Raw genomic sequence first — 21,343 nt, forward strand, 5'->3', positions numbered from 1 at the left:
TCTCCCTTTTTGTTTAGAATACTTGTTCGACTTCGACAATGCCAGGCACTTCTTCGATGAGCGCGCGCTCAATGCCGGCTTTCAATGTGATGGTCGAAGACGGGCAGCTGCCGCAAGCACCCATTAAACGGAGTTTGACAATGCCTTCTTCTACATCGACGAGTTCGACGTCACCGCCGTCGCGAAGCAAGAACGGGCGTAATTTATCGAGTACTTCTTGGACTTGATCGAACATTTCCATGGTATCTACCCCTTTCTGGTTCCCTTTCATTCTAGCAAGTTTGAGATTGTTTCTCAATCATTAACGCTGAGCGTTTCCATCCCTGCATCGGGAACGCGTTTTGTATAATAAGAAACAAGAGGGGGAATCGCCATGAAAATCACAGTATATGGGACTGAAGTCCAGTGCGCGAGTTGCGTCGGGGCACCGAGTTCGATTGAAACGTACGAATGGTTGCAAAGCGCACTCGGCCGCAAGTATCCAGAGCACCATTTCGAGTTCGAATATATCGATTTCGAGACGGTCGAGGATGAGTTTTCTGAGGCACTCAAACAAGATGAGTGGTTTTATCCGCTCGTGCTCTTGAATGGGGAAGTCGTGGACGAAGGGGTCGTCCAGTTGCGGAAAGTGTATGCCGCCATCGATCAAGCGTAAAAAGAGTCGGACGTGTCCAATGGACGCGGCCGACTCTTTTTTTAACTAAAATAGGCGATTCATCTCCCACCTCTAAGCGGCTCAGGGCGAAGCCCAGCGAAGGTGGGAGATGAATCGCCTGTCCCCGACGCCTTCGGCCACCGCTGTGACGGAACGACGAACAAAAGTTCGTGACTCCGTCAGATTTCATCGCCCCCTCCGCGGGTATCGGAATGGGACGAGACTCATCCTGACACCCGGCAAAGGAGGGGCGGATATGCTGAAAGGCTACAAATACCGGCTCCACCCGACCGCGGCACAGGCCGAGTTCCTAATCAAGACGATCGGCTGTGCCCGCTTCATCTACAACAAACTGCTCGAGGACCGCATCACCATCCACGAGGAGGCGAAGGCGGGCGGCGGGCCGAGGCGGAAACCGCCGACGCCGGCCTCCTACAAGCCGCTGTTCCCGTTCCTGTGCGAGGCGGACAGCCTCGCGCTCGCGAACGCGAAGCTGCACCTCGACGCGGCGTTCGCGAGGTTCCTCGCCGGGACGGCCGGCTTCCCGGTGTTCAAGTCGAGACGGAGGTCGCGCGCCTCCTACACGACGAACAACCAGCACGGCACGATCCGCATCGAGGGGGACCGCGTACGGCTCCCGAAGGTCGGGTTCGTCCGCTTCACACAGCACCGCGGCTTCGACGGCGAGATCCGGTCGGCGACCGTGTCGATGACGAGGACGGGCAGGTTCTTCGTGTCGCTCCTCGTCGAGCAGGCCGACGAGCCGTGGGTCCCGGCCGAGCACATCATCGGGGTCGACCTCGGGCTGGAGCACTTCGCCACCATGACGAACGACGACCTCGTCACGGAGAAGGTCCCGAACCCGCGCAACCTGCGAAAGGCCGAGGCGCGGCTCAAACAAGCGCAGCGCGCCCTCGCCCGCAAGAAGCCGGGAAGCAACAACCGCGAGAAGGCCCGGCTCCTCCTCGCGAAGAGACACGAACAGGTCAAGAACCGACGGCACGACTTCCTCCACAAGCTGTCAAGGCGCATCGTCGACGAGAACCAAGTCGTCGTGGTCGAGACACTCCGAGCGAGGGAGATGATGCAAGACCGCCGTCTGGCGAAGTCGATCGGGGACGCCGGATGGGGCGAGTTCGTCCGCCAACTCTCTTACAAATGCAGGTTCTACGGACGGACGCTGATCAAGGCCGACCCATGGTTCGCCTCGACCCAGATCTGTTCGGCCTGTGGCGAGAACGGCGGCAAGAAGGGGTTGGACATCCGCGAGTGGACGTGTGCCGCGTGCGGCGCGCACCACGACCGCGACGTCAACGCGAGCCGCAACCTGTTGTGCCTCGCCGAGGAAATCATGTCTTCAGGGCAGGGACTGCCCGACGAGCTTGGCCCATAACCGTGGCTAGTCAAAGCACGGTCTTCCCAAGAAGCTCCCACTTCAATTTGCGAAGCGAATAAGTGGTGAGTAGTTCACCGGAGCTGGAATGACGTCGTCGCCGAACCGGCCGTGTAGCCTGAGAGCGTCGCGTCTGATTTCACTTGATACGTGCCTTTTTGTGAAGAAGACGTCGTCGAGAGCGTGAACGTGATCGAACCGTTCGCTGCCGTCTTGCCTGTCCCTGTCAACGTCGCGCCGTTCGGTTGTGTGACCGTCACGCGGACGTCCGCGTTGGCGACAGCTTGACCGTTCGCATCACGAACCGTCGATGAGATCGAGACTTGTTCACCGGCAGTGTACGTTGCTTTTGACGTTGTGACCGTCGTTGCGAGCGCTTGAACTGGTTGCGATGTGCCGCCAGAAGCTGGAGCTTGAACGAGCCCGTTACCGAACCACGTGTCGCGACCAGTCGGACCGAGATCGATGACGTCTTGCGACAAGCGTGTGCGGAGTTGCGATGCTGAGAGTGATGGATACGCTTGTTTCATGAGCGCCAAGTTACCCGCGACGTAAGGTGTCGCCATCGATGTACCGCTCAATGGACCGTAGCCGCCATTGTAAAGCGTCGAGTTGATGTTCACACCTGGAGCTGCGACTTCGACCGTGCTACCTGTCGCTGAGAACGAGGCGCGGTTGTTGTTGATATCCGTCGCTGCGACCGCGATGGCTGAGCTGTAACGAGCCGGGTAGTTGACGAGGTCGCCTGTTCCGTCGGCGCGTCCGTTGTTCCCGGCAGCAGCAACGACGAGGATGCCGGCGTTATTGGCGCGGTCGACGACTTGTTGAAGTGTTGACGAGTGACTCGTCGTACCTAAGCTCAAGTTGATGATGTCCATTTGATTCGAGATCGACCAGTCGATTCCGGCGATGATACTCGATAAGCTACCGCTACCGTTTGCTTCAAGTGCTTTGACGGCATAGATGCTCGCTTCGTGGGCGATTCCGACCGTTCCGATGCTGTTGTTGCGAGCGGCGATAATTCCGGCAACGTGAGTCCCGTGACCGTTGTCGTCGGCGTATGAGCTTGTCACGCTACTGAACGAGGCACCGCCCGAGATCGTTAAGTCAGGGTGTGCCGAGATGCCGGTATCGACGACGGAGATTTTGACGCCTTTTCCGGTGAATCCACTTTGCCAAGCGGCCGGCGCTTTTAGCTTTGGAATGCCCCAGTCTTGTGTCTGGTTTTCGATTTGAACCGTTTGGTCGACTTCGACGTGGGCGATGTTCGGGTTGTTCTTCAAGCCATTAAGTGCAGCTTTTGGCACTTCGAGCGCCGCGGCCGGAATGTTCGCGTATTGCTGACGAACTTCGAGTCCAGGAATCGAGAGCGGGTTCTTCTTGGCCGAATCCTTGAATACGACGATGACACGTTCTTTCCCGTTGTCGCTAGACGCATCCGCGACTTGTGGAGCAGATGACAAGACGAGAAGCGAGGCGAGGACGGTACTGCAAAGTTTTTTCTTCTTCAATGTGGTTCCCCCTTTAGGTTATGTAGGCGTTATTGACGCGTCCGCCGGTCCGATGAGGCGACGAGCGACGGATGTTGTTTGCCGTGTCCATAATGTAACAAGGATTTCCATTGGGATGTAGATGTCAATTGTATCAATATTCTGAATATTAAAAATGTGGAAACGGGGACATCGGTTCAGGACTTTTGTCACGCCCATGCGGATTCGCAAAACGTTCCGGACGTGAAAAGACGCGACCTCCATAAAGGAAGTCGCGACTTCAACTGAACCGTTATTTAATGACTTTATGCTTCCAGAGAATGCCTGACTTGAGTAACCGCGCCACTTTCCCAGTGAGCGATTGTTTGCCCATGAAGACGCCGAAGCCGGCTTTCTTTCCGAGCGAACCGAGCGTCCCACGGAGTTTGATCGCTGGCAAGTCGGGATATGCCACGCCTTTCCATTTGCAGAGCAACACTTGGACGATTTGCTCGGCCTGTGCCTCTGCCAATTGACCGGAAGGGGCGTAAGGCAGGCTCGCGTTATCCCCGACGATGAAGACGTCCGGCGCTTCCGGGACGTGATGATGCGGCGTCAACTTGACACGGCCACCGCCGTCGAGCTCCCATCCTTGATTGCGGACGACGGCGACCGGTTGAATACCGGCCGTCCAGACAATCAGGTCTGAGGCGAAGAGGTCGTCGTGATTCCATAGCCCGTCCGCATCGACACGCGTGATGTTGGCGTTGTTGATCACGTCGACGCCGTGGTCTTCGAACCAGGTTTGGACGTACATCGAGACGCGATTCGATAAGAACGACAAGACGGAAGGACCGCGGTCGAAGAGACGGACGGTCAAATCCGGACGGCTTTCCCGGAGCTCACTGGCGAGTTCGACGCCCGACAGTCCGGCCCCGACGATCGAGACGACAGAACCGGGCGACAGTCCGTTGATGGCCTGTTGCGTCTTCCGTGATTCTTCGAGCGTTTGGATGCTATACGTGAATTCGGCTGCACCGGGCACGTTATGGTATTTGTCCTCACAGCCAAGCCCGATGACGAGGTCGTCATACGGAACTTTTTCCCCGCTTGCAAGGAGTACCATTTTGTCATTCGTGTCGATGTCCGTCACTTGGCCGTATATGTAGTCGATTCCTTCCGGGAAGTCGACTCGGATGTCACGATCTGACACCGTTCCCGCGGCCAAAGCATAATACTCTGTTTTTAATCCATGATAAGGCAGGCGATCGACGAGTGTGATCGAGATGTCATTCAGCTGATGGCTGAGCACACGTTCGATGACACGCATTCCCCCGTAACCGCCCCCTAAGACGACTAATTTGCGCATAAAAATCCCCCTTTGTTACTCTTTAACTGTATCATGTTATAATCTGCCGTAGAAGAACCATTTTCCTGATTCTATAGGAAAGAAAGACGGTGAAAGCAATGATGAATCCAATCATCGAGTTCTGTGCCTCGAACTTAGCGATGGGCTCTCAAATCGCCCGCGCCAAGCTCGAAAGCGACCCTGACCTCGACGTCGTCGAGTACGGTTGTACCGGCTATTGCGGCGTCTGTGCGCTCGAGTTGTTTTGTCTCGTCGATGGAGAAGTCGTGACGGGAGAGACGCCCGAAGAACTCGTGACGAACGTATATGAAAAAATCGAAGAGATGGCATGGTAAAAAGTTTGGAGTTTCTTCAGACTTTTTTTCTTTTTGACCCGTTGCTTTTTTAAAAACGGTCTGTTATATTCAAAGAGGTTCGAATGTAGGTTGTCTGACGTTTAACATCAAAAAAAGAAAGCGTTTCAAACGGTAGGACACATCTCTTTTCGGGTATGACACAAATAATAGCTTTTCTTAATATGAAAGGAGCACAACACCAATGAAAATCATGAGTGTGGTTGGTATTCTGGCACTAATTGGAATCGCTTACATCTTTTCAACCAACCGTAAAGCCATCAAGTGGCGCACAGTCTTAGCGGCGTTCGCGATTCAGTTCTTGTTCGCCTTCCTGGTCCTTTACACTTCAGCAGGGCGGGCCGTCTTACTTTGGATCTCGGAAGGGGTTCAAAACGTGTTGAATACGGCGAACGCAGGGATTAGCTTCGTCTTCGGTACGGCTGTAGGCGGGGACAACTTCGTCTTCGCATTCCAAGTCTTGACGATTATCGTCTTCATGTCTTCGCTTATCGCACTTCTTTATTATATCGGCGTCATGCAGTGGGTCATCCGGATCCTCGGGACGGCGCTCGCGAAAGCGCTCGGCACGTCACGTAAAGAGTCGCTCTCGGCGACGGCGAACATCTTCGTCGGTCAAACGGAGGCACCGCTCGTCATCAAACCGTATCTTCCTTCGATGACACAGTCAGAGCTCTTCGCAGTCATGGTCGGTGGTCTCGCCTCGGTTGCCGGTTCGGTACTTGCTGGATACGCCAAACTTGGTGTCCCGCTTTCATACTTGCTCGCAGCGAGCTTCATGGCTGCTCCAGCAGGTCTCATGTTCGCGAAAATCATCGTTCCTGAGACGGATGAGCCAGATGACAACATCGAAATCGCGGAAGATGAAGAGAACAAAGCAGCGAACTTCGTCGATGCGGCCGCACGCGGTGCCTCGGACGGTCTCTTCCTCGCCTTGAACGTCGGTGCGATGCTTCTTGCCTTCGTTTCATTGATTGCACTCGTCAACTTGATTCTCGGTGGAATCGGTGGCTTGTTCGGATTCGGTGACCTTACGGTTCAATTGATTCTTGGTTATGTGTTTGCTCCACTCGCATTCGTCATCGGTGTTCCTTGGGCAGATGCGGTTCAGTTCGGTAGCTTCCTTGGACAAAAACTTGTCTTGAACGAGTTCGTTGCCTTCTCTGAGTTCGCACCAATCATTGGCACAGGTGAGCTTTCAGCTCGTACAGAAGCCATGACGGCGTTCGCACTCTGTGGATTCGCCAATATCTCGTCGCTCGCGATCCTTCTCGGTGGTCTTGGTGGTATGGCGCCAAACCGTCGCGGTGACATCGCACGGATGGGTGTCCTTGCGATCCTCGCAGGTACGCTTGCAAACTTGATGTCAGCGACACTCGCTGGACTCCTTCTCTAATCAAACACGGTATACTCAGAGTGATCACTTCGGTGGTCACTCTTTTTTGGGGAGGAATGACATATGTATGGAATGATAGCGCTTTTTGATGAACAAACGGAGAAACGAATTCAAGAGGTATGGGAAGGCTTGAAACAAGAAGGAATTACTTCTTATGCATATGAAGTCTCGAATCGACAACCTCATATAACATTAGCTAGTTACAGTAGTTTGAATGTTGAGGCGTATATCGAACTGATGGACAGCTACTATCAATCGAAGGAGATTGTAAATCTAACATTTAGTACGTTGGGTACGTTCATTCAATCAAGTGCACTTTTTCTTTCACCTACAATCTCATCCGGATTGAGGAGCCTCCACTTAGAGCATCATCGTATATTTGGGGAGTTTAATGATAACGCTGAGTCCTTATATTTACCGGACTCATGGATTCCGCACTGTACACTGGCAAACAGATTGTCTAAAGAAAAGATGAAAAATGCTTTTGAATATTGTACTGATATTGTAAAACCTATAGCTGGAAAAATTGTAGAGGTGGCATTAATTGAATTAGTAACACCGGTTCACGTTCGAGTATTACATAGAGTGAAATTATCCGCACAAAAGTAACAAAGCTAAGTTACTTTTGTGCATTCTTCTGTCAGGTTTGTCATATGTGACTAGGACCGATAGAAGGAATTGACCAGGAAACGGTGGGGGTTTATCGTTCCTGACGAGGTATATCCACTTCATGGAGTCTCGGCCAAGTGGCTTGCCAATTCTTTTTATTGATCCGGGCTCGATAAATATGATGGTGTGAAGAGTCGTTCGCAAAGGCCGGGGTCGGTACTTCGTAGCCGTGCGCGTCATCCCATATTTTTGCCCGCACGTATCCGGCACAAATCCACCAATCGGGTAAACCGAGCGAAGCGACGATTGTCAACAGACGCATCAGTTCCACATCAGTCTCTAAAAAATGGGTCACATCTTCAGTCGTGTTCAATCCATCTCCTCCTATTCTCTCATTAGCATAGCGTACCTATACAAAAAGCACCTAGACCGGGGTCTAGGTGCTTGTCAGTTACGCTTGAAGTTGCATGCGCTGGCGTTCGATCCACGGCTTCAATTTAATGAAGAGCGGGACGAACAATGCTGTAATCAACAACGCTTTAATGAGGTTGAACGGCAAGATTCCATAAAGGACGAGGTTCGTCTTCACAGCCGGATCGGCCATCTCAGCCATCCCGAAGAAGAACGCGTATGCCGGTAAGATGAGTAAATAGTTCAAGATTGCCAAGCTGAGCGCCATCGTGATCGTTCCGGCAAGAAGACCTGAAGCGAGCGCTTTGTTCGTTTTACGTTTATGGTAGAACCAAGCGACCGGATACATGAAGGCGACACCTGCGAAGAAGTTTGCAAGTTCACCGACCGGAACGCCGCCGCCGTTAAAGACATAATAAAGGACGTTTTTTAGAGCGACGACCACGACGCCTGCGAGTGGCGAGAAGACGATCCCGGCGACGAGCGCTGGGATGTCACTGAAGTCCACTTTTAGGAACGGTGGTAGGAAAGGCAGCGGGAAGTTAAAGAGCATCAGTACGAATGAGATCGCCCCGAGCATCGATAACGTCACCAGTGTAGTCAATCGTTTGTTGCGCGTTGTTTTCATCAAAATCTCTCCTTTTGTCGCTCCTTGATGAATGGCACCCGTCGCATAGAAAAACCCGATTGCATCATAACAATCGGGAGAGTTTACGCGCATACGAAATAGATGTTTCCCGTCGCGGAAAAGACCACGTCAAAGAAAACATCCGAATATCGGTCGGATGCCGCCATCTTCTCCCATCCAGACTATACTGTCGGCTTTCGAATCTCACGAAATCAGCAAGCAACGCCTTGCTCGCTCACGGGCTGAGAAGAACTTGTCTTCAATACCGCCGGTCGGGAATTTCACCCTGCCCCGAAGATGGAACGATTTAATTTTTTTTGTTACAGTTTAGTTATACAAGATAATCCACAAAATCTCAAGCGAGTTGACTTGAGGTTAAGATAATGAAGGAGGAGTTCAGATGATTCATTTGACAGAATCAGCGGCGCTTCAGGTCATCGATATGATGAAACAGACCGAACGCCCCGATGGACAGTATTTACGGATCAAAGTACAAGGCGGTGGGTGTACCGGTCTGTCATACGGGATGGGATTCGACGAGGAAAAGACGGACAAGGACGTCCAGTTCGACCATCACGGCGTCCGCGTCATCGTCGCCGAAGCCGACCACGGTGTCGTCGATGGCCTCGAGATCGACTACAAGCAGTCGATGCTCGGTGGCGGGTTCACGATCAAAAACCCGAACGCCATCGCGACGTGCGGTTGCGGTTCGAGTTTCCGGACGGCGACGAACGCCGGGACACCAGGAGATTGCTGAACGGGGAGGTTGCAGACATACGTCTGCGACCTTTTTTTGTTCGTAGGTTATTCCAAGGAAATGAACGGGAATATTGGAGACAGAAGGATGAAAAAGGGGGCAGGGAGGATGAGAAAAGTACTGATTTTCGGTGGATCGCGCTATTTTGGTAAACGGCTGGCGCTTCGATTGGCAGAGGCGGGAGACGACGTGACGATTGTGACGCGAGGGCAACTGCAAGTGCCGGAGGCGGAAGGCATCCGCTCCATCAAAGGAGACCGTCAATCGGTGGCGACGATGAAAGACTTGTCACGGGAACGTTACGACCTTGTGTACGACAACATCTGTTTCACGCCCTATCAGGCGAAAATCGCAGCCGATGCGTTCATGGACCAAGTCGGGAAGTACGTGCTCACGTCGACGATGTCCGTGTACGCACCCGGCGCCGAGCTGAAGGAGAGTGACTTCAACCCGCTCCATTACGACTATCATCTCGATGCCGAGCACGATTACGGTCAAGGGAAGCGGGAGGCAGAATCGTACTTCTTCAACCGGGCCTCATTCCCGGTCGCGACCGTCCGGCTCCCGATTGTGCTCGGTCCTGACGACTATACGGACCGCCTCAAGTTTTACGTCGATGCGATTCGCCGGGAAGAGCCGATCGTCCTCCATCGTCCGGAGGCGAAGATGGGCTTCATCTCAAGTTTTGAAGCGGCCGCTTTCTTGGAATGGGTCGGCCGGGCGAACGTGACCGGGCCGTTCAATGCGGCGAGCGAGGGGATCATCTCGATGGGGGCGCTCATGGAGCGAATCGGTCAGCATCTCGACAAGCCGGTTCATATCATCAAAGACGGGGAATCTTCGCCTTACGACACGGACGTCGACTATTACATGTCGATTGCCGAGGCGAAAAAGGCGGGCTTTGTTTTCACGAAACTTGATGATTGGATCGACCGGGTCATCATCCAAACGATTCGCAAATGAAAAAACGGCCTCTCATCAATCGATGAGGGGCCGAATCACTTATTTCCCGGCAAATACCGAGGTCGAATGTTGTGGGTGACGCGCCGTCGGATCGACGAGCTGCTTCACTTGGTTGATGGCAATCGGGGCTTCACCGAAGCCTGTCGCGATCAGTTTGACTTTTCCTTCGTATGTGGCGATGTCTCCGCAGGCGAAGATGCCGGCGACCGTCGTCTCCATACGTGAGTCGACACGAATCGTGTTCTTCTCGAACTCCATACCCCAGTTCTTGATTGGGCCGAGTGACGAGACGAAGCCGTAGTTACAAATCAAGTCGTCGACTTCGATGAACTTCGACGCACCGTCTTTGTCCGTCAATTCGACCGACTCGATGTGCGTCTCTCCTGAGAGTGACTCGATGTTGTACGGCGTCCAGACGTTGATTGTCGAGGCTTTCATCTGCTCGACCGTATGTTCGTGGGCGCGGAAACGGTCACGACGGTGGACGATGTGCACTTCTTTGGCGATGCCTTCAAGCATGAGCGCCCAGTCGACAGCCGAGTCGCCGCCGCCGGCGATCATGACGCGGCGATCGCGGAACTTCTCCATGTTGTCGACGAAGTAATGTAAGTTCGCATAGTCTTCGCATCCATCGAGACCGAGCGGACGTGCGGCGAATGCCCCGTTCCCGGCTGTGATGATAATCGCTTTCGTATGGTACTCATCTTTGTTCGTCGTGATGTGGAACGTGCCGTCTTCAAGGCGTTCGACCGTTTCCACCGTCTCGCCGAGGCGATAGTCCTGTTCGAACTGATCGGCTTGAGCTTTCAGTTGGTCAATCAAATCTTGGGCTTTCACTTTTGGGAAGCCGGCGATGTCGTATATATATTTTTCTGGATAGAGCGTTGATAATTGGCCGCCGAGTTGTGGCAAGCTCTCAATCAACGTCGCATCGAGTTGGCGCATACCTGCATAAAATGCAGTGAACAACCCGACTGGGCCGCCACCGATGATGATCACATCTTTCGTCGATTTCATCGAATTCCTCCTCAAAACGTATACATTTATTATAATGACAATCGTCAATTAAATCCATTCTGTACAAACATGCAACAGATTCAAAAAAAATTCAAGAAGATAAGCTTTTCCATTGAGAAATCGAAACAAAGAGCGTACAATGGCATAGAAGCAATTGTGAACATTGGTTGAACAAGGTTTAGGCTTTATTGTGAACATCTATGTGAAAAAACACACAACATGATTGTTCAAGAAAACAAATCTAAGAAACATAAGGTGGAAATGAACATGAAACGACCTAACATTGTTATTCTCGGCGCAGGTTTTGGTGGATTGATCACAGCGGTCAACCTCCAGAAGACACTTTCAGCTGGAGATGCGAACATCACGCTCATCAACAAACATGATTACCACTACCAAACGACATGGCTCCATGAGCCGGCGGCAGGGACGATGAAACCTGAGCAAGCTCGTATTTACATCAACGACGTCGTCAACCCGTCACGCGTGAAATTTGTCAAAGGGATCGTCGATCGCGTCGATACTACGACTAAGCAAGTGTTGCTCACAGACGGCTCGACAGTCGAATTTGATTACGTCGTGTTCGCACTCGGCGGTGTTCCGGAAACGTTTGGTATCCCGGGCCTCAAAGAGAACGCGATGACGATCAGCTCGCTCAACAGCGTGCGTAAAATCAAAAACCATATCGAGTACTCGTTCTCAGAATATAAATCAAACAACTCGGCAGATCGTTCATACGTGACAATCGTCGTCGGTGGTGCAGGCTTCACAGGAATCGAGTTCCTCGGTGAGCTCGTAAACCGAATCCCTGAACTTTGCAAACAGTATGACGTCCCACGCGAAGCGGTCCGCATCGTCAACATCGAGGCAGCTCCGACTGTCCTTCCTGGATTCGATCCAGACCTCACGACATACGCCCAGAAATGGCTCGAGCGCAACGGTGTCGAGATGAAGCTCGGTAACGGAATCAAAGGCGTTGAGCCGGGCGTTGTCACGTTCGGACCACTCCAAGGTGACACGACAGAGACGATTCACGCGAACACGATCATTTGGACAGGTGGCGTCAGCGGTAGCCCGATTATCGAGAAGTCTGGCTTTGAAGCGGTGCGTAACCGTGTCATGGTCGAGGCGGACAACCGTGCCCCTGGCCACGACAACGTCTTCATCATCGGTGACTGCTCGGCCGTCATGGACCCGGTATCGAACCGTCCATACCCGCCGACAGCTCAAATCGCGACACAACAAGCACACAACGTCGCGAAAAACATCGCCGCGCTCATCAACGGGAAATCGACTTCGAAATTCACGTACGAGAGCAAGGGAACTGTGGCGTCACTTGGTCACAACGATGGAATCGGGATCGTCATGGGTAAAAAAATCTTCGGTCGCAACGCTTCATTCATGAAGAAAGTGATTGACAACAAACACTTCCTCGAATTGAAGAAGTATGGACTCGTCCTTAAAAAAGGGAAGTTCTAAGCAATATGCTCCAGCCCGTTCCTCGGAACGGGCTTTTTTATTCACCGTTACCTCAATCTTTTTTGACCTGTTTGAGCGGTTTTCGGTATAATAGACGATGGGAAAAGGGGGCAATCATATGCATATCATCCAGGCTGTTATCGGCGCCATTTTATATTTGGTCATCTTCTTCAGCATCGGCTTCATCTTGAATATGTTACTGAAAAAGACGTGGACGCTCGTCTTCATCTATCCGATTTTCGTCATCTTGATGATTGATAACGTCAAGCTCTCTAGCTATGTCACGGAAACGTCGACCGCGCTCGCAAGCGTCTATGAACGATTGCTCGGGCTGCAGTTTCTTGACATCTTTATGCTCGGTTTCGGGTTGCTCGGTGCGATTTTAGCCGGGGTGACGATTCGATTCTTGCGCAAGAGCGGTTACTCGATGTTTTAAAGACGACAGAAATGTTCGTCTTTTTTGTTTTCCGCCTACTTTTTTAGGGGATGAACCGATATACTAAGTACGAAACGATTTTAGTGAGTAAGGGATGCGATACGAATGACATTACCGATGTATACGATCAAAAAAGTGTTGAATAATAGCGTTGTCATTTGTCAACATGATACGGATCCGGAAGTCATTCTACTCGGGAAGGGGATTGGCTTTGGCAAAAAGGCGGGCGATCTCGTCGACCCGGCCAGTGTCCCGGAGAAAGTGTATCAATTGACCGATAAAGAAGAACAGTCGCAATATCGTGAGCTCGTCAAGCATGTCGATGAAGACTTCATCGCCTTCATGCAAGAGATCGTCGGCTTCATCGAGACGAGTACGGGCAAAAAAGTCGATCAACATATCCATATCGGTTTGACCGACCACTTGTTCTTTACGATGAAGCGAATCGAGCAAGGGATGGAAGTGACGAATCCGTTCCTCCTCGAGACCGAATCGCTCTATCCGAACGAGTATTCACTCGCCGAACGGATCGTTGACATGATTCACGAGCGGCTCGATGTGTTGTTGCCCGATGCCGAGATTGGCTTTATCGCGCTCCATATCCACTCGGCGACGACGTTCAAAAATGTCTTAGAAGTGAACCGGCACAACCAAATCATCGGTCAAATCGTCCAAACGATTGAGAGTCGGTTGAACGTCAAAATGGACCGGACTTCACTCGATTATAAGCGCTTACTTCGGCACTTGCGGTACGCCGTTGAGCGGGTTGCGACGGGTGAGCTCGTCGAGGCTCCACAAAAAATAGAAAAGGTGTTGCGTGAAGAATATCCGCTATGCTATAGTACTGCTTGGGAGCTGATGGGCATCATGGAACGCGAGTTAAAGTGTCCTGTCCCGCGAGGTGAAGCGACATATTTGACGATGCATCTCCAGCGACTTACAAGTAGATAACTGATACCACGTATCTTACGTGTTACTGATTCGATCAGGCATGAGTAAGGAGTGGAACGGCTTACGATTTCTCCAATGGGAGAGGTCTACGTTCTGTCCCTTATTCATGCCTGTTTCTGTTTTTATAAACGTTTATTATGAAAACGTTTAGATACGTCGGTTGTCTGACATCTACGTCGTCCATTCGTATGACAAAACAAGAAGGAGGATTTATCATGTTTAAGCAGATTTTTGGTGTTCTTCAAAAAGTCGGTAAAGCACTTATGCTTCCTGTTGCGATCTTACCGGCAGCCGGTCTTCTCCTTGCATTCGGTAACGCGATGCAAAACCCGGCCCTTACATCACGCGCTGGTTGGTTAACGAACGAAGGCGTCGTGAAATTCGCTCAGCTCATGGAGCAAGCGGGTGGCATTATCTTCGCGAACTTGGCACTCTTGTTCGCTGTCGGTGTCGCCATCGGGTTAGCAGGGGACGGCGTTGCCGGACTCGCAGCCATCGTCGGATTCCTCATCATGAACCAAGTCATGGGAATCTGGCTCGAGCTCACGCCTGACGTCATCGCACAAGGTGACCCGGCATACGCGACCGTGCTCGGTATCCCGACACTCCAAACAGGGGTGTTCGGCGGGATTATCATGGGTCTGATTGCCGCCTGGGCGTACAACAAGTATTACAACATCGAATTGCCGCAATTCCTTGGCTTCTTCGCTGGTAAGCGTTTCGTCCCAATCGTCACGGCTGTTGCCGCGGTCGTCGCTGGTTTCGTCATGCTTCTCATCTGGCCACCGGTACAAACTGGATTGAACGCGTTCTCAACTTTCATGTTGACTGAAAACCGCACGTTCGCGGCGTTCGTCTTCGGTTTGATTGAACGCTCATTGATCCCGTTCGGTCTCCACCACATCTTCTACTCACCGTTCTGGTTCGAGTTCGGTCAATACACAGATGCGGCGGGTAACATCGTCCGTGGTGACCAAGCGATCTTCTTCGCACAGATTCGTGATGGCGCTGAGTTGACAGCCGGTACGTTCATGACTGGTAAATACCCGTTCATGATGTTCGGTCTTCCGGCTGCAGCACTCGCGATGTACCATGAAGCACGTCCAGAACGTAAAGCAGTCGTCGGTGGTCTCTTGGCTTCGGCAGCACTCACATCGTTCTTGACTGGTATCACTGAGCCGATCGAGTTCTCATTCTTGTTCGTCGCACCAGTCTTGTTCGCTGTACACGCCGTCTTCGCTGGCCTTTCATTCATGGTCATGCACATCTTAGACGTCAAAATCGGGATGACGTTCTCGGGCGGTTTGATTGACTACCTTCTCTTCGGTGTACTTCCTAACCGTACAGACTGGTGGCTCGTCATTCCAGTCGGTCTCGTATTTGCCGTCATTTACTACTTCGGATTCCGTTTCGTCATCCGTAAGTTCAACCTTAAAACACCGGGCCGTGAAGATGAAGTCGTTGAGCAATCAACTGCTACAGGTTCGGAACTTGCACAAGATATCCTCGTTGGGTTCGGTGGTTCACAAAACATTAAACACTTAGACGCTTGTATCACACGTCTTCGCGTCGAAGTGAAAGATAAGAACCAAGTGAACAAAGAAGAGTTGAAACGTCTTGGGGCAGCTGGTGTCCTTGAAGTCGGAAACAACATTCAAGCCATCTTCGGACCACGCTCGGATGCATTGAAATCAGAAATGCAAGCCGTTATCGCGTCAGGTAACGAAAAGAAAGCCAACTAATTCTAGTGGAAAGCCAATCCTTCAGGGGTTGGCTTTTTTTGTGTCCGGAAACGGTTTCAGGCATATGTCAGATGGGGAAAAGTAAGTATTCTGACAAAAGGAGGGAACCAAGATGTGGAAGAAAGTGTTTGGTGTCTTGCAACGGATCGGGAAGGCACTCATGCTTCCGGTTGCGATCTTACCAGCAGCCGGTCTTTTACTCGCGTTCGGTACCGCATTCCAAAACCCTGATCTTGTCGCGCTCTTACCTTTCTTGGCAAACGATTCACTCGTCCTCGTCTGGCAGGTCATGACCGATGCCGGGGATATCGTGTTTGCCAATCTCGGCTTGCTATTCGCCGTCGGTGTCGCCATCGGGCTAGCCAACGGGGACGGGGTTGCCGGGTTAGCAGCTATCGTCGGGTATTTGATTATGAACAAAGTTATTAGCACGTGGAACGGGATCACTGCAGAAATCGTCCAAGGGGACCCACAGTATGCGACCGTGCTCGGGATTCCGACGCTCCAGATGGGGGTGTTCGGGGGGATTATCGCCGGTCTCGTCGCCGCATTTGCCTACAACAAATACTTTAACATCAAGTTGCCAGAGTTTTTAGGGTTCTTTGCCGGCAAACGGTTCGTCCCGATCGCCACTGCGGCGTTCAGTTTGATTATCGGGATCGCACTCGCCTATGTCTGGCCGCCGATCGGGGTCGCGATTAACACGTTCTCGCGTACGATCATCGAAGCGAACGTGGCCGTCTCGGCTTTCGTTTTCGGTCTGGTCGAGCGTTCGTTGATTCCGTTCGGGCTTCACCACATCTGGTACTCTCCGTTTTGGTTCCAGTTCGGTGAATATACGAACCAAGCTGGTGACCTCGTCCAAGGGGACCAGCGCATCTTCTTCGCGCAGCTTCGTGACGGGGTCGAGTTCACAGCCGGGACGTATATGACCGGGAAATTCCCGTTCATGATGTTCGGGTTGCCAGCTGCCTGTCTCGCGATGTATCATACCGTACCGAAAGAACGTCGGAAAAACGTCGAAGGCCTCTACTTCTCGGCAGCGCTCACGTCGTTCCTTACAGGGATCACTGAGCCGGTCGAGTTCTCGTTCGTCTTCGTCGCACCGCTCTTGTTTGCGATTCACGCCGTCTTCGCCGGTCTCTCCTTCATGACGATGCACTTGCTCAACGTCAAGATCGGGATGACCTTCTCCGGTGGATTGATTGACTATCTATTGTTCGGGGTGTTACCGAACCGGACCGCATGGTGGCTCGTCATCCCGGTCGGTCTCGTATTCGCCGTCATTTATTACTTCGGATTCCGTTTCGCGATTCAAAAATTCGACTTGAAGATTCCGGGTCGTGAAGCCGTGGTCGAAGGGAAAGAAGGACGTGCCGTCGTCGGGGACGACTTGCCGTACGAAGTGCTCGTCGGACTAGGTGGGCCAGAGAACATCAAGCACCTTGACGCTTGCATCACGCGCCTACGTGTCACGGTCAACGACGTCAAGCAAGTCGATAAAGATTTGCTGAAAGACCTCGGCGCAGCGGGCGTGCTCGAAGTCGGGGATAATATCCAAGCGATCTTCGGACCGAAGTCGGACACGCTCAAGTCACAGATTGCTGCGATCATCGAAGGCGGCGAATATAAGCCGAAAGAAAAAGCGGTCATCACACCGGAAGCTGCCGAACAGGCGGACCATCGCTTCCTCGCACCGATGTCCGGTGTCATCCTCTCGCTCGATGACGTGCCGGACCAAGTGTTCTCGGGCCGCATGATGGGTGAAGGTTTCGCCATCGAGCCGAGCGCGGGCCAAGTCGTGTCACCGGTCACCGGTCAAATCACGACGTTCTTCCCGACGAAACATGCAATCGGGTTGCTCGCGGACGATGGACGCGAGATTCTCATCCACGTCGGTCTCGATACGGTCAATTTGAAAGGGGAAGGTTTCACCTCGAAAGTGAAAGAAGGCGACCGGGTCGAGGCGGGAGACGTGTTGCTTGACGTCGACCTCAACCTCATTCGCGACCGGGTGCCATCGCTCATCACGCCGATTATTTGGACGAACGGGGATGGCAAACGCGTCATCGTACCGTTCGGGGAAACCGTCGTCGCCGGTGAGGCGCTCGATTTCAGAACGGATGACAAAGGAGCAGAATAAATAACAAAAGATGGCTCTCGCACACTCGCGAGAGCCATCTGTTTGATTACGCTTTAATGTCGAACTTTTCGCTTAAGAAGTTCACGACTTCTTCTGCTGTGTCCATGTTGAGTACTTCGTTGACGATCGCTTCTGTTTCTGACTTCGTCAAACGCTTCACGAGGCTACGTGCACGCAAGACGCTCGAAGCCGACATCGAGAACTCGTCAAGTCCAAGTCCGAGAAGGATTGGAATCGCGAGCTCTTCCCCTGCCATCTCGCCACACATGCCGACCCATTTGCCTGCTTTGTGTGCTTCTGTGATGACGTTGTGGAGAAGGTTCAAGATGGCCGGGTTGAACGGCTGATACAAGTACGAGACCTTCTCGTTCATGCGGTCCGCTGCCATCGTGTATTGAATCAAGTCGTTCGTACCGACCGAGAAGAAGTCGACTTCTTTCGCGAACTGCTTCGCCATGACGGCAGTTGACGGAATCTCGACCATCATCCCTGTCTCATAGTTACCGACAGCGATGCCTTCTGCTTTCAATTTCGCTTCTTCTTCGAGAAGGAGGGCTTTCGCCGCACGGAACTCTTCGAGTGTCGCGATCATCGGGAACATGATGGCGAGGTCGCCGTGAGCCGACGCCCGGAGAAGGGCGCGGAGCTGAGTGCGGAACAAGTCCGTCTCTTCGAGGCAAAGGCGAATCGCGCGATAGCCGAGGAACGGGTTCATTTCTTTCGGCAAGTCGAGGTAAGACAATTCTTTGTCGCCGCCGATATCGAGTGTACGGATGACAACTTGTTTGCCTTCCATACCTTCGAGCACTGATTTGTAGGCGTTGTACTGTTCTTCTTCTGTCGGGAACGTCTCAGAGTCCATATAAAGGAACTCGGTACGGTAGAGGCCGATTGCGTCTGCTCCGTTTTTGAGTACGCCTTCAAGGTCGTTCGGTGTCCCAATGTTGGCCGCAAGTTTCACTTTATGACCGTCCGCCGTGACCGACTCTTCGTTGACGAGTTGCTTCAATTCTTCTTTGTATGCTTCGAACGACTCACGTTTTGCAACGTATTCGTTGAGGAGCTCTTCTGAAGGATTGACGAACACGTCGCCTTCTGTGCCATCGATGACGACGACATCGCCATTTTTGATTTCTTCAAGTGCCACTTTCGTTCCGACGACGGCCGGGATTTCGAGTGAGCGTGACATGATTGCCGAGTGAGATGTACGTCCGCCAATGTTCGTTGCGAACCCTTTGACGTACTTACGGTTAAGTTGTGCTGTGTCAGATGGCGTCAAGTCTTCTGCGATGATGATGACTTCTTCAGAGATTGAAGCCGGTGTCATGAATGTCACGCCGAGGATGTGGGCCATGACGCGTTTTGTGACGTCACGTACGTCTGCTGCCCGCTCACGCATGTACTCGTTGTCCATTGATTCAAAGATCATGATCATCGTCTGCGCGACTTCGTCGAGCGCTTTCGCAGCGTTCATGTGTTCGCTTTCAATTTTCTCGTTCACTTGGGAAACGATTTCCGGATCTTCCACGATGAGCAAGTGTGCCGAGAAAATCTCTGCCTTGTCTTCGCCGAGCTCACGGAGTGTGATTTCGCGAATTTCTTCAAGTTCGACTTTCGATTGCGCGATTGCCGCATCGAAGCGAGCCTTTTCAGCTGCTACATCCTCGATTTTGTTCGTTGGGATGTCGAATGAAGGTGTTTCCATGACGAATGCTTTTGCGACTGCGATTCCTGCAGATGCGCCAATACCTTTAATGTGTGACATAAGCGTAGTCCCTCTCTTCAAAGAAATAGTGTGCTTCCGACGTTACCTCGTTAGTTCTTACCCGAAATGAAAAAGGAATTAACGAAAATGCGGAAGATTAGAGTAGCAACGGTCTGCGACTAGGGGAAGCCTCGACCGAACAAAATGGCCTCACCTCAACTGTGAGGGATGCCGGATTGCGTACTTACCTATCCTATCATAAAATAAATCGTCGTCACAACGAGGAGATAGCGCTTGAATTCGAAGATTTCTTGACTCTTGCGCATACCGTTTCATTATTTCAGAGAAGTTCGTTATGCTAACTATATATAAAGAAGGGAAGTGGCACATATGTATCAAGTGAAAGAGCTAGATTGGAACGGGTCGTACGAGACGATCGTGGTCGGAATCGGGGCGGCCGATACGATTGAGGAAGGACTCGACACGCTTTATAACGGGCGCGTCAAGTCGCTCATCCAAACCGCTGACATCTCGACGAAGACAGGGGAAGTCTCAATCGTCCCGACGTTCGAAGGTTCAGTGAAGCGCGTCGTCTTCGTCGGCCTCGGACAACGAAACGACATCACGACGGAACAGATGCGCAAATGGTTCGGCAAAGTCGCCAAGGAAGTCAAGACACGAGGATTCGCGGACGTCGCCATCGCCCTCGAGACGTTCGGTGCTTCCGGTGAGCTTTTCGCTGAGGCGTATGAGTTGGCCACGTATGAGCATCCTACATACAAATCGGACCCGAAATCGGCCGTGGCTGACGTGACGATCACCCTTTGTGGTGACGTCGACGAGGCCGCGGTCCAAAGAGGCGCGGCAAGAGGCCGTGGTGTGAACATCGCCCGTTCGTTGACGATGATGCCGGCGAACATTTTGACGGCCGAAGCACTCGCTGACTATGCGGTCGAATTGGCGGAGCGGAACGGATTCAAGCATCGTATCCTCGACAAGGAAGAGATGGAGGGGCTCGGGATGGGGGCGCTCCTCGCCGTCAACCAAGGGTCGACGTTGCCGCCGAAGCTGATCGTTCTCGAATATAACGGCGCAGGGGAAGACGCGCCGATTGCGATCGTCGGGAAAGGCGTCACGTTTGATACGGGCGGTTACTCGATTAAACCAAAAGACGGAATCGTCGGCATGAAAGGCGACATGGGCGGTGCGGCGACGGTGCTCGGCTTGTTCGAGACGCTTGCGACGACGAAACCTGCCGTCAACGTGCTCGGTGTCATCCCGGCGACAGACAACATGATTTCAGGTGATGCGTTCAAGCCGGATGATGTCATCACGGCGATGAACGGGAAGACGATTGAAGTGTTGAACACGGACGCGGAAGGACGCCTCGTCCTCGCGGATGCGGTGACGTTCGCGAAGACGTATGAGCCACAAGCAATCATTGACGTGGCGACGCTCACGGGCGGTGTCCTCGTCGCACTTGGTACGGAAGTGACGGGCTGTTTGACGAATGATGATTCGCTCTATGGTGCGCTCGAGACGGCGAGCCGGGAAACGAACGAGCTCGTCTGGCAGATGCCGTACTTTGACGTGTTCATCAACCAAGTGCGGAAGTCGGAAGTGGCCGACTTGAACAACTCGCCAGGCCGTTACGGGCATATGATTTTCGGTGGCGCGTTCGTTGGTGAGTTCGTCGGCGACACGCCGTGGCTTCACCTCGATATCGCCGGCACGAGCGATCGTGCTACGGCGAACGAACTCGGTCCAAAAGGACCGACGGGCGTCATGGTCCGCACACTTTCTACTTTACTCGACGGGTGGAATCGGTGAAACTAGGATTGGGATTGGTTGGCCTTGCCGCTCTGAC

19 protein-coding genes, 1 pseudogene and 1 riboswitch are annotated in these 21,343 nt (G+C 52.5%); of the genes and pseudogenes, 13 read left to right on the forward strand and 7 right to left on the reverse strand.

What is annotated here, in order from left to right; genetic code table 11:
- Positions 1 to 13: 13 nt before the first annotated feature.
- On the reverse strand, positions 14 to 271 hold the full coding sequence (locus KNP76_RS02505; RefSeq protein WP_232819607.1) for a NifU family protein: 258 nt from the start codon (positions 269 to 271) through the stop codon (positions 14 to 16).
- 102 nt (positions 272 to 373) lie between these two features.
- On the opposite strand from KNP76_RS02505, the gene KNP76_RS02510 reads away from it, so the two are divergent.
- Complete coding sequence (locus KNP76_RS02510) at positions 374 to 655, forward strand: DUF1462 family protein (protein WP_034817266.1); 282 nt, start codon at positions 374 to 376, stop codon at positions 653 to 655.
- A gap of 256 nt (positions 656 to 911) precedes the next feature.
- A complete protein-coding gene (locus tag KNP76_RS02515; protein ID WP_211780801.1) occupies positions 912 to 2,048 on the forward strand; it encodes an RNA-guided endonuclease TnpB family protein in 1,137 nt (378 codons plus the stop codon).
- A 74-nt stretch (positions 2,049 to 2,122) separates the two neighbouring features.
- Here the strand turns inward: KNP76_RS02515 and KNP76_RS02520 are convergent, their stop codons facing one another.
- Positions 2,123 to 3,559, reverse strand: coding sequence for a S8 family serine peptidase (locus KNP76_RS02520; RefSeq protein WP_211780802.1), 1,437 nt, complete (start codon positions 3,557 to 3,559; stop codon positions 2,123 to 2,125).
- A gap of 271 nt (positions 3,560 to 3,830) precedes the next feature.
- Complete coding sequence (locus tag KNP76_RS02525) at positions 3,831 to 4,886, reverse strand: NAD(P)/FAD-dependent oxidoreductase (RefSeq protein ID WP_214842495.1); 1,056 nt, start codon at positions 4,884 to 4,886, stop codon at positions 3,831 to 3,833.
- Between the two features lie 98 nt (positions 4,887 to 4,984).
- Here KNP76_RS02525 and KNP76_RS02530 point away from each other — a divergent pair, with 98 nt between their 5' ends.
- The 3 genes from KNP76_RS02530 (at position 4,985) to KNP76_RS02540 (ending at position 7,244) form a co-directional block, all read left to right on the forward strand.
- Positions 4,985 to 5,221, forward strand: coding sequence for a YuzB family protein (locus KNP76_RS02530; protein ID WP_214842546.1), 237 nt, complete (start codon positions 4,985 to 4,987; stop codon positions 5,219 to 5,221).
- A 202-nt stretch (positions 5,222 to 5,423) separates the two neighbouring features.
- Positions 5,424 to 6,635: a NupC/NupG family nucleoside CNT transporter gene (locus KNP76_RS02535; RefSeq protein WP_214842496.1), complete on the forward strand. Its 1,212-nt coding sequence runs from the start codon at positions 5,424 to 5,426 to the stop codon at positions 6,633 to 6,635.
- Positions 6,636 to 6,698: 63 nt separating this feature from the next.
- Positions 6,699 to 7,244 carry a 2'-5' RNA ligase family protein gene (locus KNP76_RS02540; protein ID WP_214842498.1) on the forward strand — a complete coding sequence of 182 codons (546 nt, stop codon included), beginning with the start codon at positions 6,699 to 6,701 and terminating at the stop codon, positions 7,242 to 7,244.
- A gap of 211 nt (positions 7,245 to 7,455) precedes the next feature.
- On the opposite strand, the pseudogene KNP76_RS16015 reads toward KNP76_RS02540, so the two are convergent.
- Both KNP76_RS16015 and KNP76_RS02550 read right to left on the reverse strand, forming a co-directional pair.
- A pseudogene (locus KNP76_RS16015) lies at positions 7,456 to 7,566 on the reverse strand (nucleotidyltransferase family protein); the annotation flags it as partial.
- 129 nt (positions 7,567 to 7,695) lie between these two features.
- A complete protein-coding gene (locus KNP76_RS02550; RefSeq protein WP_211780804.1) occupies positions 7,696 to 8,283 on the reverse strand; it encodes an ECF transporter S component in 588 nt (195 codons plus the stop codon).
- Positions 8,284 to 8,444: 161 nt separating this feature from the next.
- Positions 8,445 to 8,586, reverse strand: a riboswitch (FMN riboswitch).
- Between the two features lie 97 nt (positions 8,587 to 8,683).
- Between KNP76_RS02550 and KNP76_RS02555 the strand changes: the two genes are divergently transcribed.
- Positions 8,684 to 9,040, forward strand: a complete 357-nt coding sequence (locus KNP76_RS02555) for a HesB/IscA family protein (RefSeq protein WP_034804156.1) — start codon at positions 8,684 to 8,686, stop codon at positions 9,038 to 9,040.
- A gap of 108 nt (positions 9,041 to 9,148) precedes the next feature.
- The gene (locus KNP76_RS02560; RefSeq protein WP_034804158.1) at positions 9,149 to 10,003 is read left to right on the forward strand and encodes an NAD-dependent epimerase/dehydratase family protein; all 855 of its coding nucleotides are present in this window, start codon (positions 9,149 to 9,151) and stop codon (positions 10,001 to 10,003) included.
- A 39-nt stretch (positions 10,004 to 10,042) separates the two neighbouring features.
- Here KNP76_RS02560 and KNP76_RS02565 read toward each other — a convergent pair whose 3' ends face one another.
- The gene (locus KNP76_RS02565; RefSeq protein WP_211780806.1) at positions 10,043 to 11,020 is read right to left on the reverse strand and encodes an NAD(P)/FAD-dependent oxidoreductase; all 978 of its coding nucleotides are present in this window, start codon (positions 11,018 to 11,020) and stop codon (positions 10,043 to 10,045) included.
- 267 nt (positions 11,021 to 11,287) lie between these two features.
- Between KNP76_RS02565 and KNP76_RS02570 the strand changes: the two genes are divergently transcribed.
- The 5 genes from KNP76_RS02570 (at position 11,288) to ptsG (KNP76_RS02590) (ending at position 17,771) form a co-directional block, all read left to right on the forward strand.
- Complete coding sequence (locus KNP76_RS02570; RefSeq protein ID WP_034817278.1) at positions 11,288 to 12,499, forward strand: NAD(P)/FAD-dependent oxidoreductase; 1,212 nt, start codon at positions 11,288 to 11,290, stop codon at positions 12,497 to 12,499.
- A 118-nt stretch (positions 12,500 to 12,617) separates the two neighbouring features.
- Positions 12,618 to 12,935, forward strand: coding sequence for a YuiB family protein (locus KNP76_RS02575; protein WP_034805322.1), 318 nt, complete (start codon positions 12,618 to 12,620; stop codon positions 12,933 to 12,935).
- A 105-nt stretch (positions 12,936 to 13,040) separates the two neighbouring features.
- Positions 13,041 to 13,886, forward strand: coding sequence for a glucose PTS transporter transcription antiterminator GlcT (glcT, locus tag KNP76_RS02580; RefSeq protein ID WP_214842500.1), 846 nt, complete (start codon positions 13,041 to 13,043; stop codon positions 13,884 to 13,886).
- A gap of 215 nt (positions 13,887 to 14,101) precedes the next feature.
- Entirely contained in the window at positions 14,102 to 15,628 is a 1,527-nt protein-coding gene (gene ptsG / locus KNP76_RS02585; RefSeq protein WP_214842502.1) for a glucose-specific PTS transporter subunit IIBC, read from the forward strand.
- Between the two features lie 112 nt (positions 15,629 to 15,740).
- Entirely contained in the window at positions 15,741 to 17,771 is a 2,031-nt protein-coding gene (gene ptsG, locus KNP76_RS02590) for a glucose-specific PTS transporter subunit IIBC (RefSeq protein WP_214842504.1), read from the forward strand.
- Between the two features lie 46 nt (positions 17,772 to 17,817).
- Here ptsG (KNP76_RS02590) and ptsP read toward each other — a convergent pair whose 3' ends face one another.
- Positions 17,818 to 19,536, reverse strand: a complete 1,719-nt coding sequence (ptsP, locus tag KNP76_RS02595) for a phosphoenolpyruvate--protein phosphotransferase (RefSeq protein ID WP_034814656.1) — start codon at positions 19,534 to 19,536, stop codon at positions 17,818 to 17,820.
- 330 nt (positions 19,537 to 19,866) lie between these two features.
- Here ptsP and KNP76_RS02600 point away from each other — a divergent pair, with 330 nt between their 5' ends.
- A complete protein-coding gene (locus KNP76_RS02600; RefSeq protein ID WP_034814658.1) occupies positions 19,867 to 21,306 on the forward strand; it encodes a leucyl aminopeptidase in 1,440 nt (479 codons plus the stop codon).
- The last annotated feature ends 37 nt before the right edge of the window (positions 21,307 to 21,343 follow it).

Origin of the sequence: Exiguobacterium sp. s150 (genome assembly GCF_018618435.1) — a bacterium.
GTDB classification, from domain to species: Bacteria; Bacillota; Bacilli; order Exiguobacteriales; family Exiguobacteriaceae; genus Exiguobacterium; species Exiguobacterium alkaliphilum.

Coding starts and splice junctions, on each gene's coding strand:
- KNP76_RS02505 (WP_232819607.1), bottom strand. CDS start 271: ATGAAAGGGAACCAGAAAGGGGTAGATACCATGGAAATGTTCGATCAA.
- KNP76_RS02510 (WP_034817266.1), top strand. CDS start 374: ATGAAAATCACAGTATATGGGACTGAAGTCCAGTGCGCGAGTTGCGTC.
- KNP76_RS02515 (WP_211780801.1), top strand. CDS start 912: ATGCTGAAAGGCTACAAATACCGGCTCCACCCGACCGCGGCACAGGCC.
- KNP76_RS02525 (WP_214842495.1), bottom strand. CDS start 4,886: ATGCGCAAATTAGTCGTCTTAGGGGGCGGTTACGGGGGAATGCGTGTC.
- KNP76_RS02530 (WP_214842546.1), top strand. CDS start 4,985: ATGATGAATCCAATCATCGAGTTCTGTGCCTCGAACTTAGCGATGGGC.
- KNP76_RS02535 (WP_214842496.1), top strand. CDS start 5,424: ATGAAAATCATGAGTGTGGTTGGTATTCTGGCACTAATTGGAATCGCT.
- KNP76_RS02540 (WP_214842498.1), top strand. CDS start 6,699: ATGTATGGAATGATAGCGCTTTTTGATGAACAAACGGAGAAACGAATT.
- KNP76_RS02550 (WP_211780804.1), bottom strand. CDS start 8,283: ATGAAAACAACGCGCAACAAACGATTGACTACACTGGTGACGTTATCG.
- KNP76_RS02555 (WP_034804156.1), top strand. CDS start 8,684: ATGATTCATTTGACAGAATCAGCGGCGCTTCAGGTCATCGATATGATG.
- KNP76_RS02560 (WP_034804158.1), top strand. CDS start 9,149: ATGAGAAAAGTACTGATTTTCGGTGGATCGCGCTATTTTGGTAAACGG.
- KNP76_RS02565 (WP_211780806.1), bottom strand. CDS start 11,020: ATGAAATCGACGAAAGATGTGATCATCATCGGTGGCGGCCCAGTCGGG.
- KNP76_RS02570 (WP_034817278.1), top strand. CDS start 11,288: ATGAAACGACCTAACATTGTTATTCTCGGCGCAGGTTTTGGTGGATTG.
- KNP76_RS02575 (WP_034805322.1), top strand. CDS start 12,618: ATGCATATCATCCAGGCTGTTATCGGCGCCATTTTATATTTGGTCATC.
- glcT (WP_214842500.1), top strand. CDS start 13,041: ATGACATTACCGATGTATACGATCAAAAAAGTGTTGAATAATAGCGTT.
- ptsG (WP_214842502.1), top strand. CDS start 14,102: ATGTTTAAGCAGATTTTTGGTGTTCTTCAAAAAGTCGGTAAAGCACTT.
- ptsG (WP_214842504.1), top strand. CDS start 15,741: ATGTGGAAGAAAGTGTTTGGTGTCTTGCAACGGATCGGGAAGGCACTC.
- ptsP (WP_034814656.1), bottom strand. CDS start 19,536: ATGTCACACATTAAAGGTATTGGCGCATCTGCAGGAATCGCAGTCGCA.
- KNP76_RS02600 (WP_034814658.1), top strand. CDS start 19,867: ATGTATCAAGTGAAAGAGCTAGATTGGAACGGGTCGTACGAGACGATC.